General features: G+C 68.0%; 26 protein-coding genes. 18 read left to right on the forward strand and 8 right to left on the reverse strand.

The features are described 5' to 3' along the window. The first annotated feature begins 173 nt into the window (after positions 1-173). Together IBL26_RS18665 and IBL26_RS18670 are read left to right on the forward strand one after the other, a co-directional pair. A complete protein-coding gene (locus tag IBL26_RS18665) occupies positions 174-935 on the forward strand; it encodes a DNA circularization N-terminal domain-containing protein (protein WP_187786026.1) in 762 nt (253 codons plus the stop codon). Further along, positions 932-1,492, forward strand: a complete 561-nt coding sequence (locus IBL26_RS18670; protein ID WP_187786027.1) for a hypothetical protein — start codon at positions 932-934, stop codon at positions 1,490-1,492. The genes IBL26_RS18665 and IBL26_RS18670 overlap by 4 nt, the downstream gene beginning before the upstream one ends. Before the next feature lie 100 nt (positions 1,493-1,592). Here IBL26_RS18670 and IBL26_RS18675 read toward each other — a convergent pair whose 3' ends face one another. Further along, positions 1,593-2,078, reverse strand: a complete 486-nt coding sequence (locus IBL26_RS18675; RefSeq protein ID WP_187786028.1) for a hypothetical protein — start codon at positions 2,076-2,078, stop codon at positions 1,593-1,595. Positions 2,079-2,178: 100 nt separating this feature from the next. Here IBL26_RS18675 and IBL26_RS18680 point away from each other — a divergent pair, with 100 nt between their 5' ends. The 13 genes from IBL26_RS18680 to IBL26_RS18740 all read left to right on the forward strand — a co-directional run bounded on the left by IBL26_RS18680 (position 2,179) and on the right by IBL26_RS18740 (position 12,878). Next, positions 2,179-3,330 (forward strand): phage baseplate assembly protein, encoded by a 1,152-nt coding sequence (locus IBL26_RS18680; RefSeq protein ID WP_187786029.1) that lies wholly within the window; start codon positions 2,179-2,181, stop codon positions 3,328-3,330. Continuing rightward, complete coding sequence (locus IBL26_RS18685; protein WP_187786030.1) at positions 3,327-3,836, forward strand: phage baseplate assembly protein domain-containing protein; 510 nt, start codon at positions 3,327-3,329, stop codon at positions 3,834-3,836. Before IBL26_RS18680 ends, IBL26_RS18685 begins: the two co-directional genes overlap by 4 nt. Beyond that, positions 3,833-4,282, forward strand: coding sequence for a phage GP46 family protein (locus tag IBL26_RS18690; protein ID WP_187786031.1), 450 nt, complete (start codon positions 3,833-3,835; stop codon positions 4,280-4,282). The genes IBL26_RS18685 and IBL26_RS18690 overlap by 4 nt, the downstream gene beginning before the upstream one ends. 3 nt (positions 4,283-4,285) lie before the next feature. After that, complete coding sequence (locus IBL26_RS18695; protein WP_187786032.1) at positions 4,286-5,398, forward strand: baseplate J/gp47 family protein; 1,113 nt, start codon at positions 4,286-4,288, stop codon at positions 5,396-5,398. A gap of 3 nt (positions 5,399-5,401) precedes the next feature. Further along, positions 5,402-6,004 (forward strand): YmfQ family protein, encoded by a 603-nt coding sequence (locus IBL26_RS18700; protein ID WP_187786033.1) that lies wholly within the window; start codon positions 5,402-5,404, stop codon positions 6,002-6,004. Between the two features lie 3 nt (positions 6,005-6,007). Then, entirely contained in the window at positions 6,008-6,667 is a 660-nt protein-coding gene (locus IBL26_RS18705; RefSeq protein ID WP_187786034.1) for a gp53-like domain-containing protein, read from the forward strand. A 2-nt stretch (positions 6,668-6,669) separates the two neighbouring features. Further along, on the forward strand, positions 6,670-7,113 hold the full coding sequence (locus tag IBL26_RS18710) for a hypothetical protein (protein ID WP_187786035.1): 444 nt from the start codon (positions 6,670-6,672) through the stop codon (positions 7,111-7,113). 75 nt (positions 7,114-7,188) lie between these two features. Further along, a complete protein-coding gene (locus IBL26_RS18715; RefSeq protein WP_187786036.1) occupies positions 7,189-7,533 on the forward strand; it encodes a hypothetical protein in 345 nt (114 codons plus the stop codon). Positions 7,534-7,545: 12 nt separating this feature from the next. Then, on the forward strand, positions 7,546-9,699 hold the full coding sequence (locus IBL26_RS18720) for an SGNH/GDSL hydrolase family protein (RefSeq protein ID WP_187786037.1): 2,154 nt from the start codon (positions 7,546-7,548) through the stop codon (positions 9,697-9,699). Between the two features lie 11 nt (positions 9,700-9,710). Beyond that, positions 9,711-11,069, forward strand: coding sequence for a fibronectin type III domain-containing protein (locus IBL26_RS18725; protein WP_187786038.1), 1,359 nt, complete (start codon positions 9,711-9,713; stop codon positions 11,067-11,069). A gap of 69 nt (positions 11,070-11,138) precedes the next feature. Continuing rightward, positions 11,139-11,450, forward strand: a complete 312-nt coding sequence (locus IBL26_RS18730; RefSeq protein WP_187786039.1) for a phage holin family protein — start codon at positions 11,139-11,141, stop codon at positions 11,448-11,450. 544 nt (positions 11,451-11,994) lie between these two features. Beyond that, positions 11,995-12,648 carry a structural protein gene (locus IBL26_RS18735; RefSeq protein WP_187786040.1) on the forward strand — a complete coding sequence of 218 codons (654 nt, stop codon included), beginning with the start codon at positions 11,995-11,997 and terminating at the stop codon, positions 12,646-12,648. After that, positions 12,645-12,878: a hypothetical protein gene (locus tag IBL26_RS18740; protein ID WP_187786041.1), complete on the forward strand. Its 234-nt coding sequence runs from the start codon at positions 12,645-12,647 to the stop codon at positions 12,876-12,878. Before IBL26_RS18735 ends, IBL26_RS18740 begins: the two co-directional genes overlap by 4 nt. Positions 12,879-13,243: 365 nt before the next feature. Here the strand turns inward: IBL26_RS18740 and IBL26_RS25970 are convergent, their stop codons facing one another. From IBL26_RS25970 to IBL26_RS18760, 5 genes are all read right to left on the reverse strand, one after another. Then, positions 13,244-13,375, reverse strand: coding sequence for a hypothetical protein (locus IBL26_RS25970; protein ID WP_277817338.1), 132 nt, complete (start codon positions 13,373-13,375; stop codon positions 13,244-13,246). Between the two features lie 62 nt (positions 13,376-13,437). Beyond that, positions 13,438-14,697, reverse strand: coding sequence for a Y-family DNA polymerase (locus tag IBL26_RS18745; protein WP_187786042.1), 1,260 nt, complete (start codon positions 14,695-14,697; stop codon positions 13,438-13,440). A 1-nt stretch (position 14,698) separates the two neighbouring features. Further along, on the reverse strand, positions 14,699-15,106 hold the full coding sequence (locus IBL26_RS18750) for a LexA family protein (RefSeq protein WP_187786043.1): 408 nt from the start codon (positions 15,104-15,106) through the stop codon (positions 14,699-14,701). A gap of 2 nt (positions 15,107-15,108) precedes the next feature. Further along, complete coding sequence (locus tag IBL26_RS18755) at positions 15,109-15,366, reverse strand: hypothetical protein (protein WP_187786044.1); 258 nt, start codon at positions 15,364-15,366, stop codon at positions 15,109-15,111. Beyond that, entirely contained in the window at positions 15,363-15,728 is a 366-nt protein-coding gene (locus IBL26_RS18760; protein ID WP_187786045.1) for a hypothetical protein, read from the reverse strand. Before IBL26_RS18760 ends, IBL26_RS18755 begins: the two co-directional genes overlap by 4 nt. 253 nt (positions 15,729-15,981) lie before the next feature. Between IBL26_RS18760 and IBL26_RS18765 the strand changes: the two genes are divergently transcribed. Together IBL26_RS18765 and IBL26_RS18770 are read left to right on the forward strand one after the other, a co-directional pair. Then, positions 15,982-16,785 carry a DNA adenine methylase gene (locus tag IBL26_RS18765; RefSeq protein WP_367615463.1) on the forward strand — a complete coding sequence of 268 codons (804 nt, stop codon included), beginning with the start codon at positions 15,982-15,984 and terminating at the stop codon, positions 16,783-16,785. Positions 16,786-17,523: 738 nt separating this feature from the next. Continuing rightward, positions 17,524-17,730 (forward strand): hypothetical protein, encoded by a 207-nt coding sequence (locus IBL26_RS18770; protein WP_187786047.1) that lies wholly within the window; start codon positions 17,524-17,526, stop codon positions 17,728-17,730. Between the two features lie 14 nt (positions 17,731-17,744). On the opposite strand, the gene IBL26_RS18775 is transcribed toward IBL26_RS18770, so the two are convergent. Next, positions 17,745-18,224, reverse strand: a complete 480-nt coding sequence (locus IBL26_RS18775) for a hypothetical protein (protein WP_187786048.1) — start codon at positions 18,222-18,224, stop codon at positions 17,745-17,747. A gap of 255 nt (positions 18,225-18,479) precedes the next feature. After that, positions 18,480-18,959 (reverse strand): helix-turn-helix domain-containing protein, encoded by a 480-nt coding sequence (locus IBL26_RS18780; protein ID WP_187786049.1) that lies wholly within the window; start codon positions 18,957-18,959, stop codon positions 18,480-18,482. Positions 18,960-19,396: 437 nt separating this feature from the next. Here IBL26_RS18780 and IBL26_RS18785 point away from each other — a divergent pair, with 437 nt between their 5' ends. Continuing rightward, the gene (locus IBL26_RS18785; RefSeq protein WP_187786050.1) at positions 19,397-20,095 is read left to right on the forward strand and encodes a ParA family protein; all 699 of its coding nucleotides are present in this window, start codon (positions 19,397-19,399) and stop codon (positions 20,093-20,095) included. Positions 20,096-20,514: the final 419 nt, after the last annotated feature.

Consider the following 20,514-nt stretch of genomic DNA (forward strand, 5'->3'; position numbering starts at 1 on the left):
CCGCGCCTGGCCGCGCCGGCCGGCACGGCCGTCGCCTCCGGTACGCCGGCCGCGCCGCCGGCGCAGCGGGTCGACGTGCGGGTGCAGCTGCCGGGCGCACCGCCCGGCACCGTGGTCACCACCCGGACGGCCGAGGGCGTGCGGGTCGAGCGGCCGATGGCAGGAGCGTTCTGATGGCGTGGCGTGACGATCTGCGGCCCGCCTCCTGGCGCGGCATCGACTTCGGCGTGCTGACGGCCGATGGCCGCTTTGGCCGCCGCACCGTGGTGCACGAATACGCCTATCGCGACGCCGTCTGGGTCGAGGATCTCGGGCGCGGCCCGCGCCGCCTGCAGCTGCTCGGCTTTCTGGTCGGCGATGACGTCGCCGCGCAGCAGGAAGCCATGATCGAGGCGGCCGAGCAGGACGGCGCCGGCGAGCTGGTGCATCCGCAGCTCGGTCTGCTCCGGGTGACCCTGATAGAGTTCGGCACCTCGGCGCGGCACGATCTCGGCCGCGTGGTCGAGCTGCACATGCTGTTCATCGAGGCCGGCGAGCGGCTGTTCCCGGCGGCTGGGCTGGCGACGGGCGACCTGCTGCGGCAGGCGGCCGACGCCGCCGGCGGCGCCTCGGGCGACAGCTTCCTGACCTCGCTGGCCGACACCGCCTCGGGCGGGCTGAACGCGGTGCGGCAGGCACAGAGCACGCTGCGCGGCTGGACCTCGACCGCCAGCCGCCTGGTCGGCGACGCCACCAATACCCTCAACGCGGTGGGCGCGCTGGTGCCTGGGGTCGGCAATCGCTGGAGCCGGTACCTGACCGGCGCGCGCTCGCCGCTGGCGCGGCTGGGCTCGGCCAACGCCACGGTCGCCAGCCAGCTGTCCCGGCTCAGCCGGGCCCGGGCGTCGGTCACACAGGGAGCACAGGACGTGCAAGATCTGGCGGAACGGCTGTGAGTGCCGGAAGCGACTTCGTCGCCGCCGTGCAGGCCCTGGCGGCCGCCGTGGCGGCCACGGCCGATGATCCGGCGGATCGCATCCGCCTGCTGGCCGCGCTGGCCCGGTACCGCCCGGACGAGACCACCGGCGAGGGCACGATCGGCGATGCCATGGCGACGATGCAGCACGCCGTGGCGGCGCTGTGCCGGCGCGCGGCACTCGTAGAAATGGCCCGCGCCGTCGCCGCCAGCACGCCGCCCTCCTATGACGAGGCCGTGGCACTGCGGGATCTGGTCTGCGGGCTGCTCGATGCGGAGATCCTCGACGCCGGCGGCCGCGACGATGCGGCGGTGATGGCGTTGCGGGCGCTGAAGACGGCCGTGGCGGCCGACCTGACCGCCCGGGCGGCGGATCTGGCGGCGCTGCGGGACGTGGTCACCGGCGCGCCGCTGCCGGCCCTGGTGCACGTCTATCGGCTGTACCGGGATCTCGGACGTGGCGACGAGCTGGCCGCCTACGCCGGGACGGATGATCCGATCTTCCTGCCGCCCACCTTCCGCGCCCTGGGGCGCTGATCCTTTCGGCATCGCCTTGGAGCGACCTTATGCACGATGACGGCGAGTTGGTGCCGCTGGTCGATGGGCAGCGCCTGTCCGGCTGGCAGGAGATCCGTTCCTAGCGGATTGCGGCAGCCATCTTTTTCTCGATCGACGCCCATTCTTCTAAGGCGAGGCTCTGCAGAGCCTCAAATTTCTCCCGGTAGAGATGCTGAGAAACACTATAAGATTTCGCAAGATCGTTGGACGTATCTCGCTTATCGGCAAACAATGTCTCTATCAGCGCAACATCGTATCCAGACATCTGCATGGGTTGCTCTCCCACATCGATCTGGAAATATGCCAATGATTTTGCAGCAAAATTCAGAGCTATGACGATGTCGGAAGGTGGTTTCCGCTCGATCATGAACAGAATTGCATCCAGGATTGCCTGCTTGGAGTATGGAAGCAGGCTGCAATCATAGATCGCAGTCGGATTTGCAGGATAAGTCGCTAAAGCTTCGCTGTATTTGTCCAGGACCTTCTGATGCTGAATCCAGATCAGATGAGAATTATCTTTCCCGCCCCCGTGTCTGTATTGGCCGATAAATTGCAGTAAATCCATATTGCTGCACCCAAAACGCTGCTTCCGCAGAAATACGCTGAATGCGAAGCAAATAGCTATGAAACACCTTTGTTTCAGCCGCGCTTAGGACATGTATTCCATGCACGATGACGGCGAGCTGGTGCTGCTGGTCGATGGACAGCGCCTGTCCGGCTGGCAGGAGATCCGTGTCAGCCGCGGCATCGAACGCATCCCCTCGGATTTCGACATCAGCCTGACCGAGCGCTTCCCGGGTGAGATGGAGGCCGCGATCATCCGCGCCGGCACGCCGTGTCAGGTGATGATCGGCGGCGACCTGGTGGTCACCGGCTATATCGACCGCTACGCGCCCGAGATCAGCCCCACCGCGCACAGCATCCGCGTCGTCGGCCGCGGCAAGTGCCAGGACCTGGTCGACTGTTCCGCCTATCTGCGCGGCGTCAACAACCAGGTCATGCAGGCCACCACGCGCGAGCTGGCCGAAAAGCTGGCGGCGCTGTTCGGCATCAGCGTCACTGCCCGCGATGGGGATGGCGCCGTGGTGCCACAGTTCAACGTCATCCTGACCGAGACCAGCTGGGACATCATCGAGCGCGCTGCCCGCCACTCGGCCATGCTGGCCTATGAGGGCGCGGACGGGAACCTGATCCTGTCGCGCGCCGGTACCGATCGCATGGCCTCCGGCTTCCAGCAGGGTGGCAATGTCGAGCGCGCCCAGGCCACCTTCAGCGTCGACCAGCGCTTCAGCCTGTACGAGGTGGTCTGGCAGCCGCTGGAGGTGCTGGGCGATGTCAGCCGCGCCGCCGGCGCTGGCGACGCCGCCAATATCCGCGCCCAGGTGGCCGATATCACGGTCGGCGCCGACAAGCCCGGCACCGGCCGGCGCTTCCGGCCCAAGGTGCTGGTGTCCGACCAGGATCAGTTCGGCCAGGATATCGCCGAGCGCCGCGCGCTCTGGGAGCGCAACCGCCGCAACGGCCGCGGTCGCCAGGTCTTTGTGGTGGTGGACAGCTGGCGTGACGCCGCCGGCCGCCTCTGGGAGCCGAACGCCCGGGCGCCGGTGGATCTCCCGGCGCTCAAGGTCAGCGACGTCGAGTGGGTCATCGCCGATGTGACCTATCTGCGCGGCGAGAACGGCACCCGGGCAGAGCTGCTGCTGATGCCGGCCGAGGCCTTCGACCCCGAGCCCATCGTCCTGCAGCCGTTCGACGCGCAGGTGCTGAACAGCCTGACGCCGGCGGCGCCGGCCAACCCGACAGGAGCCCCGCCATGAGCGGCACGATCGACCGGCTGGCAGGCCGCCTGCTGTCGCTGATCGGCTTTGGCCGCATCACCGCGACCACGGCGCTGACCGGCAAGGGGCTGCGCCGGGCGCAGATCCGCTTCGACGACGCCGAGACACGCGACGAGACCCCGATGGTGGGCCAGTACGGCTTTTCGTCCCGGCCGCTGCCGGGCGCCGACGCCATCACCGTCTTCGTCAGCGGCAACCGCGCCAAGGGCATCGTCATCGCGACGAATGACGCCCGGTACCAGATCGACCTCGCGCCCGGCGAGCTGGCCGTGCACACGGATGAGGGCGACATGATCCACTTCCGGCGCGGCGGCATCATCGCCGTGAAGGCGGCCACCCGGCTGGCGATCGACACGCCGCTGGTGACCACCACCGGCCGCATCGAGGCCGCCGGCGACGTCAAGGCCGGCAGCATCAGCCTGCAGGGCCACAAGCACGGCCAGGTGCGCTCGGGCAGCGAGATCTCGGGCCAGCCGCAGCCGTGACCGGCGATATTGGGCTTGTCTGGAACAGCGACCTCTCCGGCGCTGACTGGACCCTGCTGCCCGGCGGCGACCTGCAGACCGCACCGCCGCTGGTGACCGCCGTCTACGTCTCCCTGTTCACCGACGCCCGGGCCCGCGACGACGACAAGCTGCCGGCCGACCAGAGTGACCGCCGCGGCTGGTGGGGCGACCTGCTGGATGACCAGCCGATCGGCTCCCGCCTCTGGCTGCTGCGCCGCTCTAAGCACCAGCGCGAGACGCTGCGGCTGGCGCAGGACTACATCCGCGAGGCGCTGCACTGGCTGGAGACGGACGGCATCGCCGCCCGCCTCGACATCGCCGCCGTCTGGCAGACCGCCTCGCGCATCGCCGCCACCATCGTCATCCACCGCGTCCAGGGCGGGCGGGACACCGTCACCGCCAGCTGGGCGTGGCAGGGAGCATAGCGCATGGCCTATCAGCGCCCGACACTGCGGACCCTGTTCGCGCAGGCCTCGGCCGACATGGCGGAAGCCACCGGAAATTTCGTCCTGCTGCGCACCTCGCCGCTGCGCATCGTCGCCAAGGTCCTCGCCGGGCTGGTCGACGGCGTCTACGGCTATCTCGACTGGATCGCCCGCATGGCGGTGCCGGTCACCGCCCGCGGCGAGTTCCTGCGCGCCTGGGCGGCGCTGGTCGGCCTGTTCGAGAAGGATGCGACGGCAGCCAGCGGCTGGGTCGCCTTCTCCGGCACGCCCGGCGCCATCCTGCCTGAAGGCACGCAGCTGGTGCGCGCCGCCGATGGCCTGCGCCTGGTCACCACCGCCCTGGCCACCGTGGCGGCCGATGGCAACCTGGTGGTGCCGGTGCGGGCGGTCGAGGCCGGCGCTGCTGGCAACACCGTGCTGGGCGCCGCCGTGGTCATCGCCTCGGCCGCCGCCGGCATCAACGCCGCCGGCAGCGTCGCCACTGCGATCGCCGGCGGCGCCGATGCCGAGGGCGAGGACGCGCTGCGCGACCGCATGCTCGATCGCTACCGCAACCAGCCGCAGGGCGGCGCCGCGGCGGACTACATCACCTGGGCCCGTGCCGTCGCCGGCGTCACCCGCGCCTGGTCGGCGCCCAATGCCGGCGGCGCCGGCACGGTGGTGGTCTACGTCATGCTCGACGCGGCGCAGGCGGAGCATGACGGCTTTCCGCAGGGCAGCAACGGCGTCGCCACGGCCGAGACGCGCGACTTCCCCGCCACGGGCGACCAGCTGCGGGTGGCCGACGCGCTCTATCCGCTGCGGCCGGCCACGGCGCTGGTCTACGTGGCCGGCCCGAACCCCGCGCCGATCAACCTGCTGCTCTCGGATCTCGACGAGGACAGCGTCGCCAACCGCGCCGCCATCAAGGCCGCCCTGCGCGGCATGCTGGTGCGGCTGGGCCAGCCCGGCGGCACGATCTACCCGAGCGACATCACCACGGCGATCGGCACCGTCGCCGGCGTCACCCGCTTCACGCTGACCGCACCCGCCGCGCCAGTGGTCCTGCCGATGGGCGCCCTGCCGGTGCTCGGCAGCATCAACGACTGGGACTGATCCATGCCGTCTCCGCTGTCCCGCACCGCCGCCGACTACCTGGCGGCGCTGAAGGCGCTGATGCCCTCCGGCATCGTCTGGCGCCGCGATACCGGCAGCACGCAGGTGCGGGTCCTCAAGGGCGTGGCCACCACCGTGGCCCGGCTGCGCGGCCGCGCCGACTACCTGCTGACCGACGCCTTTCCCGCCACGGCCGGCGAGTTGCTGCCGGAATGGGAGGACACGCTCGGCCTGCCGGATGGCTGCATCGGCGACGAGCCCACCCTGCAGCAGCGCCAAGCCCGCGTCACCGCCCGGCTGGCGGCCACCGGCGGCCAGTCGGTGCCCTACTTCATCGCCTTCGCGGCCGACCTTGGCTACGCGATCACGGTGGAGGAGTTCGCCCCGGCGCGAGCCGACGCGCTCTGCGCCGACGACCCGGTCTACGACGAGGCCTGGGCCCACACCTGGCGCGTGCATGCGCCCGAAACCACGCTGTTCGAGTTCGGCGCTGACATCTCCTGTGCCGACGAACCGCTCGCGACCTGGGGCAATGCCGCGCTGCAATGCGCGCTGTCCCGCATCCGCCCCGCCCATACCGTCATCCAGTTCGCCTACGGGAGCTGAACCATGCAGCGCATCCAGGACCCCACCGCGGTCACCGCCCTTCCCGCCGTGCCGACCCTCTCGGGCCCGGCCGGCTACTTCTCCGGCGGCAATCCCACCGGCGGCATCCCGGCCACCCGCGTGCGCGCCTGGTGGCTCAACATGATCCAGGAAGAGATCCTCAACGTGGTGCAGGCCGCCGGCCTGGCGCCGGACGCCAGCCCGACGCAGCTGCGTCAGGCCCTGCGCGCCCTCTATGGCGGCCCCAACGAGTGGCTGCGGCGGCTTCTGGACGAGGTCGGCGTCACGCCGGACATCAACAACCAGCATCTGGTGCTGAACGCGCTGAACACCCTGTTCATCCGCCGCCACGAATTCACCAACGTGCTGGGCAACAACGGCTACATGCGCACCCCCGGCGCCATCTTTCAGTGGGGCGCTTCAATCAGCACCTCCGGTACCACGCCGGTGGTGTTTCCGATCGCCTTCCCCACGGCGCCGCTCTCCGTGATCATCACCGAGCAGAATGCGCAGGGCTGGGGCTTCCCGCCGGCACCGACGATCTATGGCGTCAGCGATTCCACGGTTCTTGGTTTCAACGCCTATGCGGCCCGCATCCAGACCAACGGCATTCCCGGCTACGCGGCGGGATTGGGCTTCAGCTGGATCGCGGTGGGATACTGAGCATGACGCAGAAATTCGCCCTGCTGCACGCGGACGGCAGCGCGCGCGGCTTCCTCTCCGATGACCTGCATGACGAGATCCCGGCCGAGGCTGTGCCGATCTCCGACGAGATCTGGGCCGAGTGGATCGACCACACCGCCACGCGCCGCTGGGTCGACGGCCAGCTGCTGGTCATCGAGGTGGAGGAGCCGGCCACGCCGGTGCCGCAGATGATCACGCCGCGCGAGTTCCGCCTGCGCTTCACCCTGGCCGAGCGCGCCGCGCTGACCCTGGCGGCCTCGCAGACGCTCCTGCAGGGCGATCCCAGCCTGCAGGTCTTCCTCGACGATCTCAGCGCCGCCCAGACCGTGGATCTCGCCCATCCCGAGATCCTCGCCGGCATGGACGCCATCGTGGCCGCCAATCTGATCAGCCGCGCCCGCGCCGACGAGATCCTGGCGGCCTAACAGCCTTCCCTCACCGCTGAGCCCAGGACCACCGGACGCCGCCAGGCGCCCGGCGATCCCTGCTGGAGATCCCGCATGAGCGTGACCCTGCCGCCCGCCGTGCGGGCGTCGCTGGCCATCCAGGGGCGCGAGGACATCGTCTATCCGCGCTTCTGGCTGCGCCATGGCATCCGCGTGGTGCTGACCCTGACCGACGCCGCCACGGGCGCGCCGGTCACCGGCGCCGCCGGCGTGACCCTGCTGGTCGACCGGCCCACCGACGCGGACGACAGCTTCATCCCCCTGGCGGCGGCCGAGATCCGCCCCGGCGTCTTCGCCTGGGATCTCTATCTCGACCAGCCCGGCGCCTGGCGCCTCGCCGCTGAGTCCGTCGCCCCCCGCTTTTCCGCCGATCGCCTCGCCATCGACGTCATCGGCTGACGGAGACCCCCCATGTCCGAGACCTTGCCGCTGGCGGCGGAAGATGGAGCGATCCTCTATCTGCCGCAGGGCGCCGTCGCGCGCGCGCAGTACATCGACAAGCTGGCGCAGACCGACCCGACCGACGACGCCAAGCTGACCGTGGTGGTGGGCGGCGTCGCCTACAACACCACCTGGGGCGCCCTGAAGGCGGCCAATCTGGAGGCCGTGCCGGAGCTGGCCATCGAGGCCATCGCCGGCGACGTGCAGGCCGTCGAGACCGCCCGCCAGCAGGTCGAAGGCAATGCCGGCGCCGCCGCCAGTGCGGAGGTGGCCGCCCGAAACGCCGCCGATCTCGCCCTCAACGCGGCCAACGCCGTCACCGAGGCGACGGCCGGCGCGACCTTCGAGGATCTGGGCGACCTGGATAACGCCGAGTTCGCCGAGGCGCCGGATGGCCAGCGCACCCTGGTGCGCGGCGATCGCGATGGCTACCGCCAGCACCTGACGCTGCAGTTCCTGTTCGAGCAGCTGCTCAATGGCGGCCGCCTGCGCGACCCGCAGCAGACCGCCTATCTCGATCTGTCCGAAGGCCTGGCGCGCATCAATGACGGCCTGGTCGTCGGCGTGGATGAACAGGGCCCCTACTTCTCCGGCAACGAGACCGGCCCGCGTCTGCGCCTGCTGGATGGTCGCCTGACCTATCCCGATGGCAGCTACGACGAGTGGATCGATATCGGCGACGGCTGGGTCTGGGTCGAGACCGATCAGGTCACCGGCAACATCATCGCCGGCCTGCGGACGGACGGCACCGAGGTCGGCGGCGGCGGCGGCTCCACCGTCGTCACGGCGCCGGATCTGGTCAGCCGCGTTGTCGGCTACGGCGACAGCATGACCGCCTTCAATTCGTTCGGCGCCGAGGGCAGCAGCACCGCCTTCTACCGCACGGATGGGCCGATTGCGTGGCTGGCCTTCCTCAGCTTCCAGCAGCTTCGCTTTCATCCGCGCGACAATTTCGGCGTGCCGGGCGACACCACCGAGCAGATGCTGGCGCGCATTCCGCAGGTCCGGGCCAGCAAGGGCGACCTGGCTATCCTCCGCCCGGGCATGAACGACGCCGGCGGCGTGCCGCCGGAACAGTCGGCCGCCAACATCGCCGCCATGACCGAGGCCTGCCTGCAGTCGGGCAAGCGCGTCGCCTATCTGCTCATCGGCCCGCAGGGCGAAAGCGCCTGGTCGGGCGGGCCCGCGCAGATCTCCCGCCGCCTCCGCATCCAGGCCATCAACAAGGCGATGATCGAGGCGGCGCGGCACGATGACCGCCTGATCGTGCTCGACGCCTGCGCCGAGGCGACCGACCCCAGCACCGGCTTCTACCGCGCCGGCTATTCGCTGGACGGCACGCACGAATACCCGGCCGCAGCCTATGCCCGCGCCAAGGTTATGTACGCCGGCCTGAAGCACATCATCCGGCCGTCGCAGCAGGAATGGCGCGACCGCTTCGACGTCTACGACCCGCCCACCGCTGGCAAGACCACGGTGCTGAACCCGCTGGGCAACAAGCTGGCGAACGCGACCTTCGAGGGCGTGCCAACCACTATCACCAGCGGCATCTTCGCCGGATCGCAGATCCCGCCCGGGTGGACCGCCGCCCACACCAACGGAACCCCGACCAGCGGCACCGTCCGCTGGAGCATCGAGCCCTATACCGATGGCCGGCCGGGCAACCGGGTGGTGTTCACGGCCGAGAACGTGTCCGGGATCTCGAACGCCGCGATCTACTACCTGTACCAGGACCTGGCCATCATCGACCCGGCCCAGCTGCCCTATCCCACCGGGGTCTACGCTCCAGGCGAGACGCTGTGGCTGACCGAGCATATCTGGGTCGGGCCCGGCGCCAGGGGCCTGCAGCATTTCGGCGCGCGCGTGATCCAGACCACGGGCGAGCTGAGCAACAACGTCTACGCGCTGAGCAACCGCGACGCGGACTATCTGCTGCCCACGCTGGCTGAACCCATCGAGGGCCTGGACGCCACCTCGGAGCTGCTGGTGCTGCCACGGGCGGCGACCGGCGCGCCCAGCATCCGCGTCATGCTCCGCGTCGGCATGGCCCTCACCACCCCCGGCGGCGCCAGCGGCATCGTCAAGCGCGGCCTCCCGGCCCTGCGCCCCGTCACCCCCATTTAGGAGCCGCGTTGATGGCCACTCTCACGCGCGTCACCCGTCTGCCGGGCATCGTCGCCAAGCCGCAATACGGCACCATCCCGCTGGCGCCGCCCTCGGCGCCGGGCGCGGTGCGCAACCTGGCGGTCACCAGCATCACGCATAACGGTGCCACGGTGCTGTTCGATGCGCCGGCGACCGGCGGTGCGCCCACCGGCTGGCGCGCCCGGGTGGCCACCAGCCTGTCCGGCCCGTGGTCGGACGCCATCATCATCACCGCCTCCCCGGCCGTGGTGCCGCTGACGGCGCCGGAGACGACTTATCTGATCGAAATCGCGGCGATCAACGTCACCGGCCAGGGCCCCTGGTCGGCGCCGGTCAGCGCCACCACGGCGCAGGCGCCGCAGCCGCCGGGCGCAGCCACCACGCTGGTGGCCAGCGCCATCCGCCGCACCGCCTTCGTCGCCAGCTGGAGCGACCCCGTGGGCGGCAGCGCGCCGACCTCGGCCGCCCTGCGCTACCGGCCGCAGGGCGCGACCGCGTGGACCACGATGCCGGGCTTTGCCAAGGGCGCCACGCTGACCGCCCTGACCGCCGGCACGGCCTACGAGTGGCAGGTGCAGCTGGCGAACGACGCCGGCCCGGGCGCCTGGTCTGCGCTGGCCGCGACCACCACCACGGCCGAGTTCGCCGTGCCGGCCGTCGCCAACCTCGCCGACTGGCGCAACATGATGGAGACCCCCGAGGCCGGCCGGAAGAATTGGGTCACGGGTGTCGCCGGCGAGATGGTGGGCAGCCCGGTGATGGAGGCCGGCGGCACCAAGGTCACCAGCTGGTCGGCCTACTACAAGGGCGTGCCGGAGCAGGCGACGCAGACCTTCTACGTGGTCACCAGGTTCCTCGCGCCCATCACCGGCAGTGGCGATCGCCCGGTGGTGATCGGCTCCCGCGTGTCCAATGCGGAGATCGGCCTGACGATCTACACCGCAGGCACCTCCCCCGGCCCATCCTCGGTGCCGCTGCGGCTGTATGCCGGCTTTACCGACGGCACCTCCGTTGCCGCTGGCCCCCCTGGCGGGGTGTCGGTGGATCTGAGCCAGCCGACCATCCTGCGCACGCAGTGCCGCTCCGGCACGGACGTGTCCTTCAGCGACATCAGCCACAACCTGATCGGCGCCCCGGTCAGCATCTCCACCAAGACGCGGCTGCTCTCCTCGGTGCAGCCGCTGTTCTACGGCTCGAACAGCGTCTCTGCGTATTCGGGCAGCTGCGTCCTCTACACGGTGGTGGTGGTCAACGGCGTGCCGACCAGCGCCGAAGACGCGGCCATCGTCGCCGCCATCCGCGCCGAGATGGCCTACTGGAGCGTGGCGGAAGCTGCCGCCGCGGCCTGACCGGCTCCCATCACCCCGCCACCTCACGGCCATAACCTCTGACGTGGCTCCGGCCGCGAGGGACACGCCATGCCGATCTTTGATCCGCCGCCGAACCTCTCCGATCTGGCGTGGTCCCTCGCGGCCACGGCTGCCGGCCGGGTGACGCTGATGCTGCGCGCCGCGCGCGAGGCGACCACCTGGCGCAGCGCACTGCGCACCCTGCTCTGGGAGCTGCCCATCACTGTCTCGCTCGGAATGATCTCCTGGGCGCTGACCGACTGGCTCAGCCTGCAGGGCGGCGCTGCCTTCGTGCTGGCGGCGATGCTGGGGCGCTTTGGTCCCGACCGGCTGGAGCCGTTCTTTGACAGCTTCCTGGCTCAGCTGGTGCGCAAGCCCTGAGCCCCGGCTTGCGCAATTCCGCAAGTTGACCCGTTCGCATTCATGCGAACAGCAGGCGGGCCATCCACGGCGTGGAAGCGTGAACCCACCGCCCTGGATGGCCCTGCCGCACCCTCGCCTGGGACTCTTCAAGGGCGCGACGCGGCGCTCTTAGCGGCGGCCACCCATCTAGCCAATTCCAAGATCTCTCCAGGTGTCAATCGTGGCGAGCCAGTAGCCGACGGAGGTGGCGAGAGTGCCGTCCAACGGATGCCCTTTTAAGAACAATGCGTGACGACCCTTTTTAGATTTGATGAGGGCACCCCGGTAACTCTGTACCAACCAGCCGTCTAGATCCACGCAGATGACTGTGAAAGTCTTATCAGTGAATCTGCCTATCATATCACCACAACGTTTCGAATACTGTCGCCTTAATCTCGAATTCGTAACGTTTTGTAGATAGTTCTGCCATGCGGCTGATAGCCCGCCAGTAGCACGTGATCTTCGCCTGGCGGCGGCGCGTATGACGATTCCCCCCCCCCCCCACATTCTGGAGATCCACCGGATGGCCAAGGCCAGCACCGATCCCACGCGCTCGCGCGGGTTCCGCAACCGCAATCCCGGCAACATCGACTGGAGCGCCACAAACAAGTGGCAGGGCCAGCTCGGCAAGGAATCCGGCCCAGGCGCCCGCTTCGCCGTGTTCAGCAGCCACGAATACGGCATCCGCGCCCTGGCGCTGCTGCTGACCACCTATCAGGACCGATATGGCCTGCGCAGCATCAAGCAGCTGATCAACCGCTGGGCGCCGCCGGTCGAGAACGTCACCTCCGCCTATGTCAGCCACGTCGCCGCGCTGACCGGGCGTGACCAGGATGTGAATCTGGATCTGCACCGCTACGCGGATCTCCGCCCGCTGGTCGAGGCCATCATCACCCACGAGCTGGGCGGCCAGCCCTACAGCGCCGCCGTCATTGATGAGGGCCTGCGCCTGGCCGGCGTGAAAAAGCCCGCCGCCACCCTGGCCGCCGCTGCCGGCACCACGGAAGGCAAGGCAGCGCTGAGCTGGGCCGGCCTGGTCACCGCCGCCGGTGCCGCCGTGCCGGCCGTGGAGGCCGTCTCCGGCCTGCCGCAGTGGGTCGGTGTGGCGCTGGTGGTCTCGGTCGCCGCCGTGGTCCTGGCGGTGGTGCTGACCCGCCGGCAGGACCTGCCGGCGTGATCGCCGCCCTCTGGGCGCGCGCCTCGGGCTGGCTGGCGGCCGTAGGCGCTGTGCTGGCGGCCCTGGCCGCCGCCTGGTGGGCCGGGCGGCGCGCCGGCACCACCAGCGCCCGCACCCGCGCGCTGGAAGCCGAGATTCGAACCAGGGAGACCCGCGATGCGGTGGAGCGTGATGTGGCTCGCGTGCCTGACGCTGCTGGCCAGCTGCGCGAGCGGTGGAGCCGGGATTGATGCCTGCGGCGCCTGGCGGCCGATCCTGATCAGCCGCGCCGACACCCTGACGGACGGCACGGCGCGGCAGATCCTAGCGCATAATGGGACCGGCGCCCGCCTCTGCGGCTGGTAGGTAGCTGGGCAGCTTGGCCTTTAGCGACGACTGGCTTGCAGGCTGGCCCGCAGCTCCTGCGCCCGTATCCGCTCCGCCTGTGCCTCTGAGCGGATGTGGCGTGAGCGTGCAACCGCTTCGGAGGCCATGAAGCGAAGCTCTCGGGATTGCCTCAGGCGAGTGCGCAGCTGCTCTTCGATCAACTGCATCTGCTCACTGATCTCGCGCCACGTTGAATCTATGATCGGCATGGATGACGCCGCCCTGTTCGCTAGTCGTCTACGGCCCTGTCCCGGATCGCCTGCGCAATCTCGGTCAGAAGCGCCGCCACCTCGTCCGATTGACCGGCCACGTAGGCTTCGACGATGCGCGCGGCTTCTTCGAAGCCGTCAACCTCTGCCATGGCCGTCCCCCCTTATGCTCCCGGGGACGTAACGCCGCAGCCTCCCTATCGGCTGCGGAACATCAGTAGGTATCCACCTGCAGGATATCCTCCCACCGGGTGGTGTAGCGCGGTGAGAGGCGCTGCGCCTTCGTCGCCCAGCTTCGGGCAATGCCGGTGCTGGCAATCCGCAACGCGCCGCGCCCGTGCTGCGCGTTGATGGTATCCATCACCGCCATGGTCTTGGCCGAGGCCTGCGGGTTCCTTGTGGCGAACAGCCGGGCCTGCTCGCCGGCCGGCACCAGGTCGTTCAGCATAATGCCGGCCTTGGCGTAGCGGTAGCCTGGGCGCCACGCCGGCTCCAGCAACCGCACCGCCTCGACGATCAGCGTCCGCGTGTCACTGGTCGGCTCGATGCGGGCGCTGCGGTTGGCGGAGTGCCAGGGGTCACCGTTGTGCGGATTGGTATGGGCGAACACCGCGAGCTGGCAGGCTTCCAGGCCTTCTTCCCGCAGCTTCTCCCCTGCCCTGGCGGCATAGGCTGCCACGGCCTCGCGCATCTCCTCCCAGGTGGTCACCGGCCGGGAGAAGGCGCGGGTGCAGGCCAGCCCCTGGCGGGTCGCCGCCATCAGCTGCAACGGCAGGCAGGACACGCCCTTCAGCTCCATCTGCACCCGGGCGCCGACCACGGTCAGGCTGTCGCGCACGGCGCGCAGATCCAGCGCGACGAAATCGGCGATGGTCTCGACGCCGCCGGCCTTCAGCTTTTCGGTGGTGCGGCGGCCGATGCCCCAGACTTCGTCGACCGGCAGCCGGCGGAACCAATCCGCTCGCACCTCTGGGTCGCGCAGGTCACACAGCCCGCCCAGCTCGGCGTGGTCTTTCGCAATGCCATTGGCCAGTTTTGCGAGCGTCTTGGTCGGACCCCAGCCGACGCAGGTCGGGATCTTGGCCACCTGCCGCACCTCGCGCCGCAGCTCGGCGCAGAACACGGCCAGATCCACGGGGATATCGAGATCCAGGAACATCTCGTCGATGCTGTAGGGCTCGACCCGGGGCACGCGGTCGGCCAGCACCTGATACACGCGCCGGCTCATGTCACCATACAGGCTGTAATTGCTGCTCAGCCACTGCACGCCGCGCAGCTCGCGCCGGCCGCGCACCAGGTGGAAGGGGTCGCCCATCTTCACGCCAAGGGCCTTGGCCTCGGGCGTGCGGGCAATGGCGCAACCATCGTTGTTGCTCAGCACCACCACCGGCTGGCTGCGCAGCGCCGGGGCGAAGGCCCGCTCGGCCGAGCAGTAGAAGGAATTGCCGTCGATCAGGCCATAGACGGCGGGCATCTCATACCCGCTCGCGCACCAGGCTCATCACCACGGCCCAGACCTCGGCATCCTCGGTCAGCGCCAACGGCAGGCGGTCCGGCCGGCCGGAGCGGAGGAACCACCGCCCGCCCCGCCAGATCAGCTGGCCCAGCAGCACGTCGCCGCCGATCATGACGATGGCCACCACGCCGGCATGCGGCTCAGCGGCGGCATCCACCACCAGCACATCCCCCGGCAGGATGCCGCGATGCGTCAGCCCCTCCCCCAGCACCTTCACCGGGTAGCGGCCGGGCCGGCGCAGATCCAACACATCGGTCAGATCGATCGGACCCTCGATGTGGTCGCTGGCGGGCGAGACAAATCCGGTGGTCTCGGCACCGCGATAGGCTCCGTCCCCCGTAAGATCGGGATGGCGGGGCGGGGTCATGGTTAGGCCGCCTCAGACAAGGCCGTCTGGTTGCGCCGCTCGACAGACGCGCTGGGCAGCGCCGGCGGCGGATTGCGCAGCCGCGCGGCTTCCAGATCATCCGCCAGGGCGCGGCTCCACTTCGCCAGCTTCTCGGGGATCGGCAGGCGGCCTGCGACCATCCTCCTGATCCGCGCAGGATCTTCGCCCAGCTCGGCGGCAATCAGCGCCTGGCTCCAGCGGATGCGCTCCAGCACCTCGCGGAATTGCCCGCCGGTCATGCCGCAACACTCTGGGCCGCACGCGCAAAGGCCTCATGCGTGGCCTTCAGCGCCGCCAGCGTGCCGTCATAGACCGACTTGGCGCTCTTGCTGCTGGAATCAATTTCGCAGGCTTGCTCTTCGGTGGCTTCGACGCCGGCGGCCAGGTGCTCGCTGATCTCTTCCAGCCGGTCGCGCACCGCGTCCGGGTCCATCGACGTCTTCAGCTCCTGAATGAGCGATGCGGCTTCCCGTCGCATCCGCTCAGCGCCAAAGCCGCGGCCGATCTGCTCGGCCAGCCGCATCAGCAGCGGGTCATGCCCCGGCTTGGTCGTGGCTGGCTTGGGCTTGGGTTCTGAGGTCGCCTTGGGTTTGCGGGCCATGGGGGGGCACTCCGTGAGGGGTTTTCCTCCCTACCACCGTGAACGGAACAAGAACAAGGCCCGATATGCCGCATATCGGGCCTTGGAACCATTCGCGCCTTCGGGCACGATCCGCCGCAGTTCCCTCACCAGGGGAGCGCGGGGGCCAGGGTGCTACCAACACCCCAGCCGTGCAGTGTCGAGCTGCACACGGATAAACCGCCCCGCTCGCTTCCGGCCAGAAGCGGGGTCACTGTGAAGTCCCCCACACATGATGTCCACTACCCTCCTGCCGGCGTCGCCGGCCGCGACGCCGGCCCCTTACCTGGGCGGCAAGCGCAATCTCGCGCGTCGCGTCGTCGCCCGCCTGGGCGCCATTCCGCACATCACTTACGTCGAGCCCTTCGTTGGCATGGGTGGCATTTTCCTGCGCCGGTCGTTCAAGGCGCGCGCGGAAGTCATCAACGACATTTCTGGCGACGTGACGACGCTGTTCCGAATCTTGCAGCGCCACTATGTGCCCTTGATGGACATGCTGCGCTGGCAGCTGACCAGCCGCGCTGATTTCGAGCGCCTGCTGGCGACCAATGCGGAGACGCTGACCGATCTGGAGCGCGCGGCGCGCTTCCTCTACCTCCAGCGCACCGCCTTTGGCGGCAAGGTCTCCGGCCGCAATTTCGGCGTGTCGGTCGGAGGCCCTGCCCGCTTCGACGTGACCAAGCTCGGCGCCACGCTGGAGGAGATCCATGAGCGACTGGCGGGCGTCGTCATCGAGCGCCTGCCCTATGCGCAGCTGATCGCCCGCTACGACCGGCCGGAGACGCTGTTCTATCTCGATCCGCCCTATTGGGGCTGCGAGAAGGATTACGGCCCGGGCGTGTTTGACCGCGGCGATTTCGAGCGCCTGGCCGAGCAGCTGGCCGGCATCAAGGGCCGCTTCCTGCTCAGCCTGAACGATACGCCGGGCGTGCGCGAAGTGTTCGGCCGCTTCACCATCGAAGCCGTCGAGACCACCTACACGGTCGGGGCCGGCGCCAGCGCGCAGAAGGCGGGCGAGGTGCTGATCAGCAATGGGTAGGCATGGCTGACTCGACCGGGCTTAGGCCAGCTATGATGCGCCCTCGATCAGCGTCCTAATTTGAGCGGCAGACATTGAGCGACCGATGTCCTCGAACGTACTCCTGTTGCCATTCCACCAACTCGACTGCGAGACGATGAGGACTTTGCCGCCGAGAATCCTGGTGATGCGCTGAATCTTACTGGCTCCATTCTTCTGTGGCCCATCACCCTCCCAATGGTATCCACGGCTGATAGAACTAGCGTTTCTGTATTCGCCAGATGGTAGCAGCACGACCTCTTCGCGGACGTGTGGAGCGGCAGCCCCATGTCCCATAGGCTTGAGAGGCGCAGTATCCAGAATGAAGAAGGAATCCTTTGGAGAGCGCGGCAGAAACTCTAGCGTCAGCGATGCGGCCCTCAACCGAAGAGCTGACCCTTGATCCATCGCGAATTGGAGACAGTCATCTTCGTCTGCGAGGGCCACGCTCCATAATTCATGGCCGCGACCGTCCAGGTGGTGAGCGCAATTCAGATCGCGCCCCATGAAAGGCTGAAGGGCGTCAAGGATCTCGCAGGTTCCGTGCCATCTGAGGCGCGTTGCTTGCGCTGAGCCTCCGACAGCGGAGATTGCCGCCAGCCATTGCGTCTCCGCCTGGAGCTTATCTTTGCCTGGGTGCACGTGATTTCTCCCATGTGCTCAGGGCCGAACGAATAGGCGAGGTGGTGTTTTCAGAAGAGAATATGGTATCCGTCCGAAATGGAAATGCGCTTTCCGTTGCCGCTTTGGCTGCTGCGCAGACTGGTCCGACGCAACCCGTGGCTGCTGTCGGATAGCGGCCAGGTGACGCGCGGCCGCAAGCTGGACCTTGGATTCATGGAAGTGGACATCGACACGACCCTTTCGCTCAATCCCAGGCGGAAGGCGCAGCTGCTGGCCCGTCAGAAAGGGCCGCCGGCGCCGTGACGCCGGCGGCTATCTCAGTGCTCTTCTGACGGCTCGCGCCGCGCTTCATCCAGCATCGAGACCGCGACGGCCTTGGCCTTGTCCAGCGTATCCGTCGACGGCCTGTGGACCACCTCGCCACCCGAGGAATGCATCACGCGCGAACTCCAACGGCCACCGCTGTGCGGCTTCACTAGCACGCTGAAGCCGTCATGCGTGGTCGCGGCGAAGGAACCATCCTCCCTCTCCTGCCAACCCAGCTTCTCGGCTGCCTGGACCGCTCGCTGCCGGCGCTTCCGCAGAATGCCGAGGATGGCGCGCATCTCACCCGACACCCGCGCGTCGCCCGCCGTCATGCGGCGGATGCTGCGCTCGATGTTAGTGATCTCGCGATCATCCCCGTTGCGCTTCAGGAACCGCGCCAGCCCGGCCTGGGTCTCGCCCAACTCGGCAAGCTGCGCGCGCATCCACTCCGCGCTGCTGTCGTTCCGCAGTTCGTTCCCAACTCCACTCATCAGGACCTCCTCTGCTGCTTCCGACCCTGGCACGGGGGGGCATTGCGACCCCCCCGGCCCGAGTTTGGAAGCTTAGGACCGGATCAATTCGAACCGGAATTTCCACTTCCAAATCCGGATGTGGATCACGATCTTCATCGTGGTTCACTCCAGATACCGGCTTGCACCATCGCCCGCCGGCAGGATTTTTATAGGTCATTCTGACCTATCCGAACAGGTCAAAATGACGGGGGTTCCGTGGAAAGTTGCGGCTTTCTATGCCGCTCCCTCCGGCGCCGGGGCCACCAACCCCCATTTCTGCGCCAATGCAGCCATCTTGGCTTCCTCGATAGGGCGGCTTCCCCCTCCCCTTCCCTTATCCACAAGCTTGTTCTTTTCATCAGAGACTTCGGCTGACCGACTATCGGTATCGCTTGTCCAAAGGCTCGGCGTGGCGAACAGGTAGGCCGAGGTCCACTGGCACCAGCGGGCCACGCCACGTACTGCGACGACCAGGCCGCGCCGGACGTGGCCCATGATGCCGGCGGCTTCCAGGCGGCAGATGGCGAGCTGCACCGTCGAGCGGGCGCAGCCGGACCACGCCGCCAGCTGGCCCAGCGACGGGTCGCAGACGCCATGCTTCGACGGGCCGCGATAGAGCAGCGTCCACAGCACCAGGATGCCGCTACGGCGCAGGGCGCCGCCATGCATTCCCGGCTGATGGGTCTGCCGCTCCAGGCGGCGGGCGGCTTCCATGATGCGCCTGCGGTCAGCGTCACCGAGGCGTTGGCGCTGCCATGGGGCAACGCGCACAGACCCGGCACGGGCCGGGCGTGTTGAGGTAGGCATAGGGCTCTCCTTCAGCGGAAAGCCCCCTCGCAGTTGTCATCAAGACATAGCCCACCGTTCGCAAAACAGGCTTGCGTTCGGAAGCGCGGCGCCAGATGATGTGGTTCTCACACCTGATCATCCAGCCTTCGGGCTGTTTGGGCCCCTGTCGCTTCTGCGGCGGGGGCTTTTCAGTTCTAGGTCACGGATTCTGTCCTCATCGACGGTTCGACCGTAGTGTTACCCCTGCTAGGGCGCAACTAAGTCTTTACAAAATCACGATAAACGCCCGGACCGGAATATCGGAGTTCCGAATATCCGACATACCGGTTGACCGGAATACCGATTAGTCGAATAGTCGGGATATGCAACCACCCATCTTGGCCTTGGCCAGCACAAAAGGCGGGGTCGGCAAGACCACCTTGGCCTTTTGCCTCGCAACTGAACTAGCGCGCCGACTGTCCGATATGTCGGATAGTCGGGATACCGACAGTCCGGATAACCGGGTTGTCGAATGTATTGACGCTGACCCCAACCAGACGCTCTACCAAGCGATTCGGCGGGGCAGGCCGCCTGGTGTTCGAGCTGAGGTGGCGAACGGAGAGACATTGCTGACGGCCGTCAGCGAAGCTAGCCGTCGCGCCAAGTTGGTGGTGATCGACCTGGAGGGTAGTGCCAACCAAGCGATGCTGTACGCCTGTGGCAAAGCCAACCTCGTGCTTATCCCGGCGCAGCCCTCGCTGTTCGACGTGGTAGAGGCGCTAAAGACGCACAATGTGGTCGAGCAAGCGGCGGATCTAACGCAGCGGGAGATCACCGCCAGGGTAGTGCTATCCCGCACGCCCGTACTGAAGCAGCGGGTGGTGGAGCACAGCCGGAAACAGTTTGCTGAGCGGGGACTACCCATGCTCTCGGCCGAGCTGATGGAACGGACGGCCTTCCGTCTTATGACCTACACTGGAACACCGCCCTGGGAGGACGATCCAGAAGGTGGAGCAGCTGCTAATGTTACCGCCCTTGGCGATGAGGTCGCTGCTCTGCTCGGATGGCCTGACAATGGCTAAACGCCCCGCCGAGATTCCAAGCCTGAGCGACGAGGATCTGCGAGAGCGCCTTCAACCTCTCGCTGACAAGGTCCTGCCTCATAAGACCCCGGCGCCACCCCAGGCCGCGCCGCAGAAGTCGCGACGCAAAGGCATCGAGTTCATGTTGCCAGAGGCGGTCATCTTGGAGATCAAGATGAGGGCAGCTCGCCGCGGCATTTCCGCGACGAGCCTCATGCTTGAGGTCTTACGAGATGCCGGCTTCCCTGTCGTGCCCATGGATTTTGTCGACATGAGGAAAGCACCCCGGAAATCCGGATAGTCGGTTTACCGGTATGCCGACCAACCGGGCAGCCGACTTGTCGGTCCCCCGACAAGTCGGATATCCGGATTTCCGAGTATCCGATATGCCGACAAGTCGGATATCTTAGTGTTGGCTT

Source organism: Teichococcus aerophilus, from assembly GCF_014490485.1.
In the GTDB taxonomy this organism is placed as follows: Bacteria; Pseudomonadota; Alphaproteobacteria; order Acetobacterales; family Acetobacteraceae; genus Pseudoroseomonas; species Pseudoroseomonas aerophila.

Coding starts and splice junctions, on each gene's coding strand:
- IBL26_RS18680 (WP_187786029.1), top strand. CDS start 2,179: ATGCACGATGACGGCGAGCTGGTGCTGCTGGTCGATGGACAGCGCCTG.
- IBL26_RS18715 (WP_187786036.1), top strand. CDS start 7,189: ATGAGCGTGACCCTGCCGCCCGCCGTGCGGGCGTCGCTGGCCATCCAG.
- IBL26_RS18730 (WP_187786039.1), top strand. CDS start 11,139: ATGCCGATCTTTGATCCGCCGCCGAACCTCTCCGATCTGGCGTGGTCC.
- IBL26_RS18785 (WP_187786050.1), top strand. CDS start 19,397: ATGCAACCACCCATCTTGGCCTTGGCCAGCACAAAAGGCGGGGTCGGC.
- IBL26_RS18720 (WP_187786037.1), top strand. CDS start 7,546: ATGTCCGAGACCTTGCCGCTGGCGGCGGAAGATGGAGCGATCCTCTAT.
- IBL26_RS18760 (WP_187786045.1), bottom strand. CDS start 15,728: ATGGCCCGCAAACCCAAGGCGACCTCAGAACCCAAGCCCAAGCCAGCC.
- IBL26_RS18770 (WP_187786047.1), top strand. CDS start 17,524: ATGGAAATGCGCTTTCCGTTGCCGCTTTGGCTGCTGCGCAGACTGGTC.
- IBL26_RS25970 (WP_277817338.1), bottom strand. CDS start 13,375: ATGGCAGAGGTTGACGGCTTCGAAGAAGCCGCGCGCATCGTCGAAGCC.
- IBL26_RS18725 (WP_187786038.1), top strand. CDS start 9,711: ATGGCCACTCTCACGCGCGTCACCCGTCTGCCGGGCATCGTCGCCAAG.
- IBL26_RS18765 (WP_367615463.1), top strand. CDS start 15,982: ATGTCCACTACCCTCCTGCCGGCGTCGCCGGCCGCGACGCCGGCCCCT.
- IBL26_RS18745 (WP_187786042.1), bottom strand. CDS start 14,697: ATGCCCGCCGTCTATGGCCTGATCGACGGCAATTCCTTCTACTGCTCG.
- IBL26_RS18780 (WP_187786049.1), bottom strand. CDS start 18,959: ATGGAAGCCGCCCGCCGCCTGGAGCGGCAGACCCATCAGCCGGGAATG.
- IBL26_RS18710 (WP_187786035.1), top strand. CDS start 6,670: ATGACGCAGAAATTCGCCCTGCTGCACGCGGACGGCAGCGCGCGCGGC.
- IBL26_RS18695 (WP_187786032.1), top strand. CDS start 4,286: ATGGCCTATCAGCGCCCGACACTGCGGACCCTGTTCGCGCAGGCCTCG.
- IBL26_RS18700 (WP_187786033.1), top strand. CDS start 5,402: ATGCCGTCTCCGCTGTCCCGCACCGCCGCCGACTACCTGGCGGCGCTG.
- IBL26_RS18675 (WP_187786028.1), bottom strand. CDS start 2,078: ATGGATTTACTGCAATTTATCGGCCAATACAGACACGGGGGCGGGAAA.
- IBL26_RS18755 (WP_187786044.1), bottom strand. CDS start 15,366: ATGACCGGCGGGCAATTCCGCGAGGTGCTGGAGCGCATCCGCTGGAGC.
- IBL26_RS18735 (WP_187786040.1), top strand. CDS start 11,995: ATGGCCAAGGCCAGCACCGATCCCACGCGCTCGCGCGGGTTCCGCAAC.
- IBL26_RS18665 (WP_187786026.1), top strand. CDS start 174: ATGGCGTGGCGTGACGATCTGCGGCCCGCCTCCTGGCGCGGCATCGAC.
- IBL26_RS18705 (WP_187786034.1), top strand. CDS start 6,008: ATGCAGCGCATCCAGGACCCCACCGCGGTCACCGCCCTTCCCGCCGTG.
- IBL26_RS18685 (WP_187786030.1), top strand. CDS start 3,327: ATGAGCGGCACGATCGACCGGCTGGCAGGCCGCCTGCTGTCGCTGATC.
- IBL26_RS18775 (WP_187786048.1), bottom strand. CDS start 18,224: ATGAGTGGAGTTGGGAACGAACTGCGGAACGACAGCAGCGCGGAGTGG.
- IBL26_RS18750 (WP_187786043.1), bottom strand. CDS start 15,106: ATGACCCCGCCCCGCCATCCCGATCTTACGGGGGACGGAGCCTATCGC.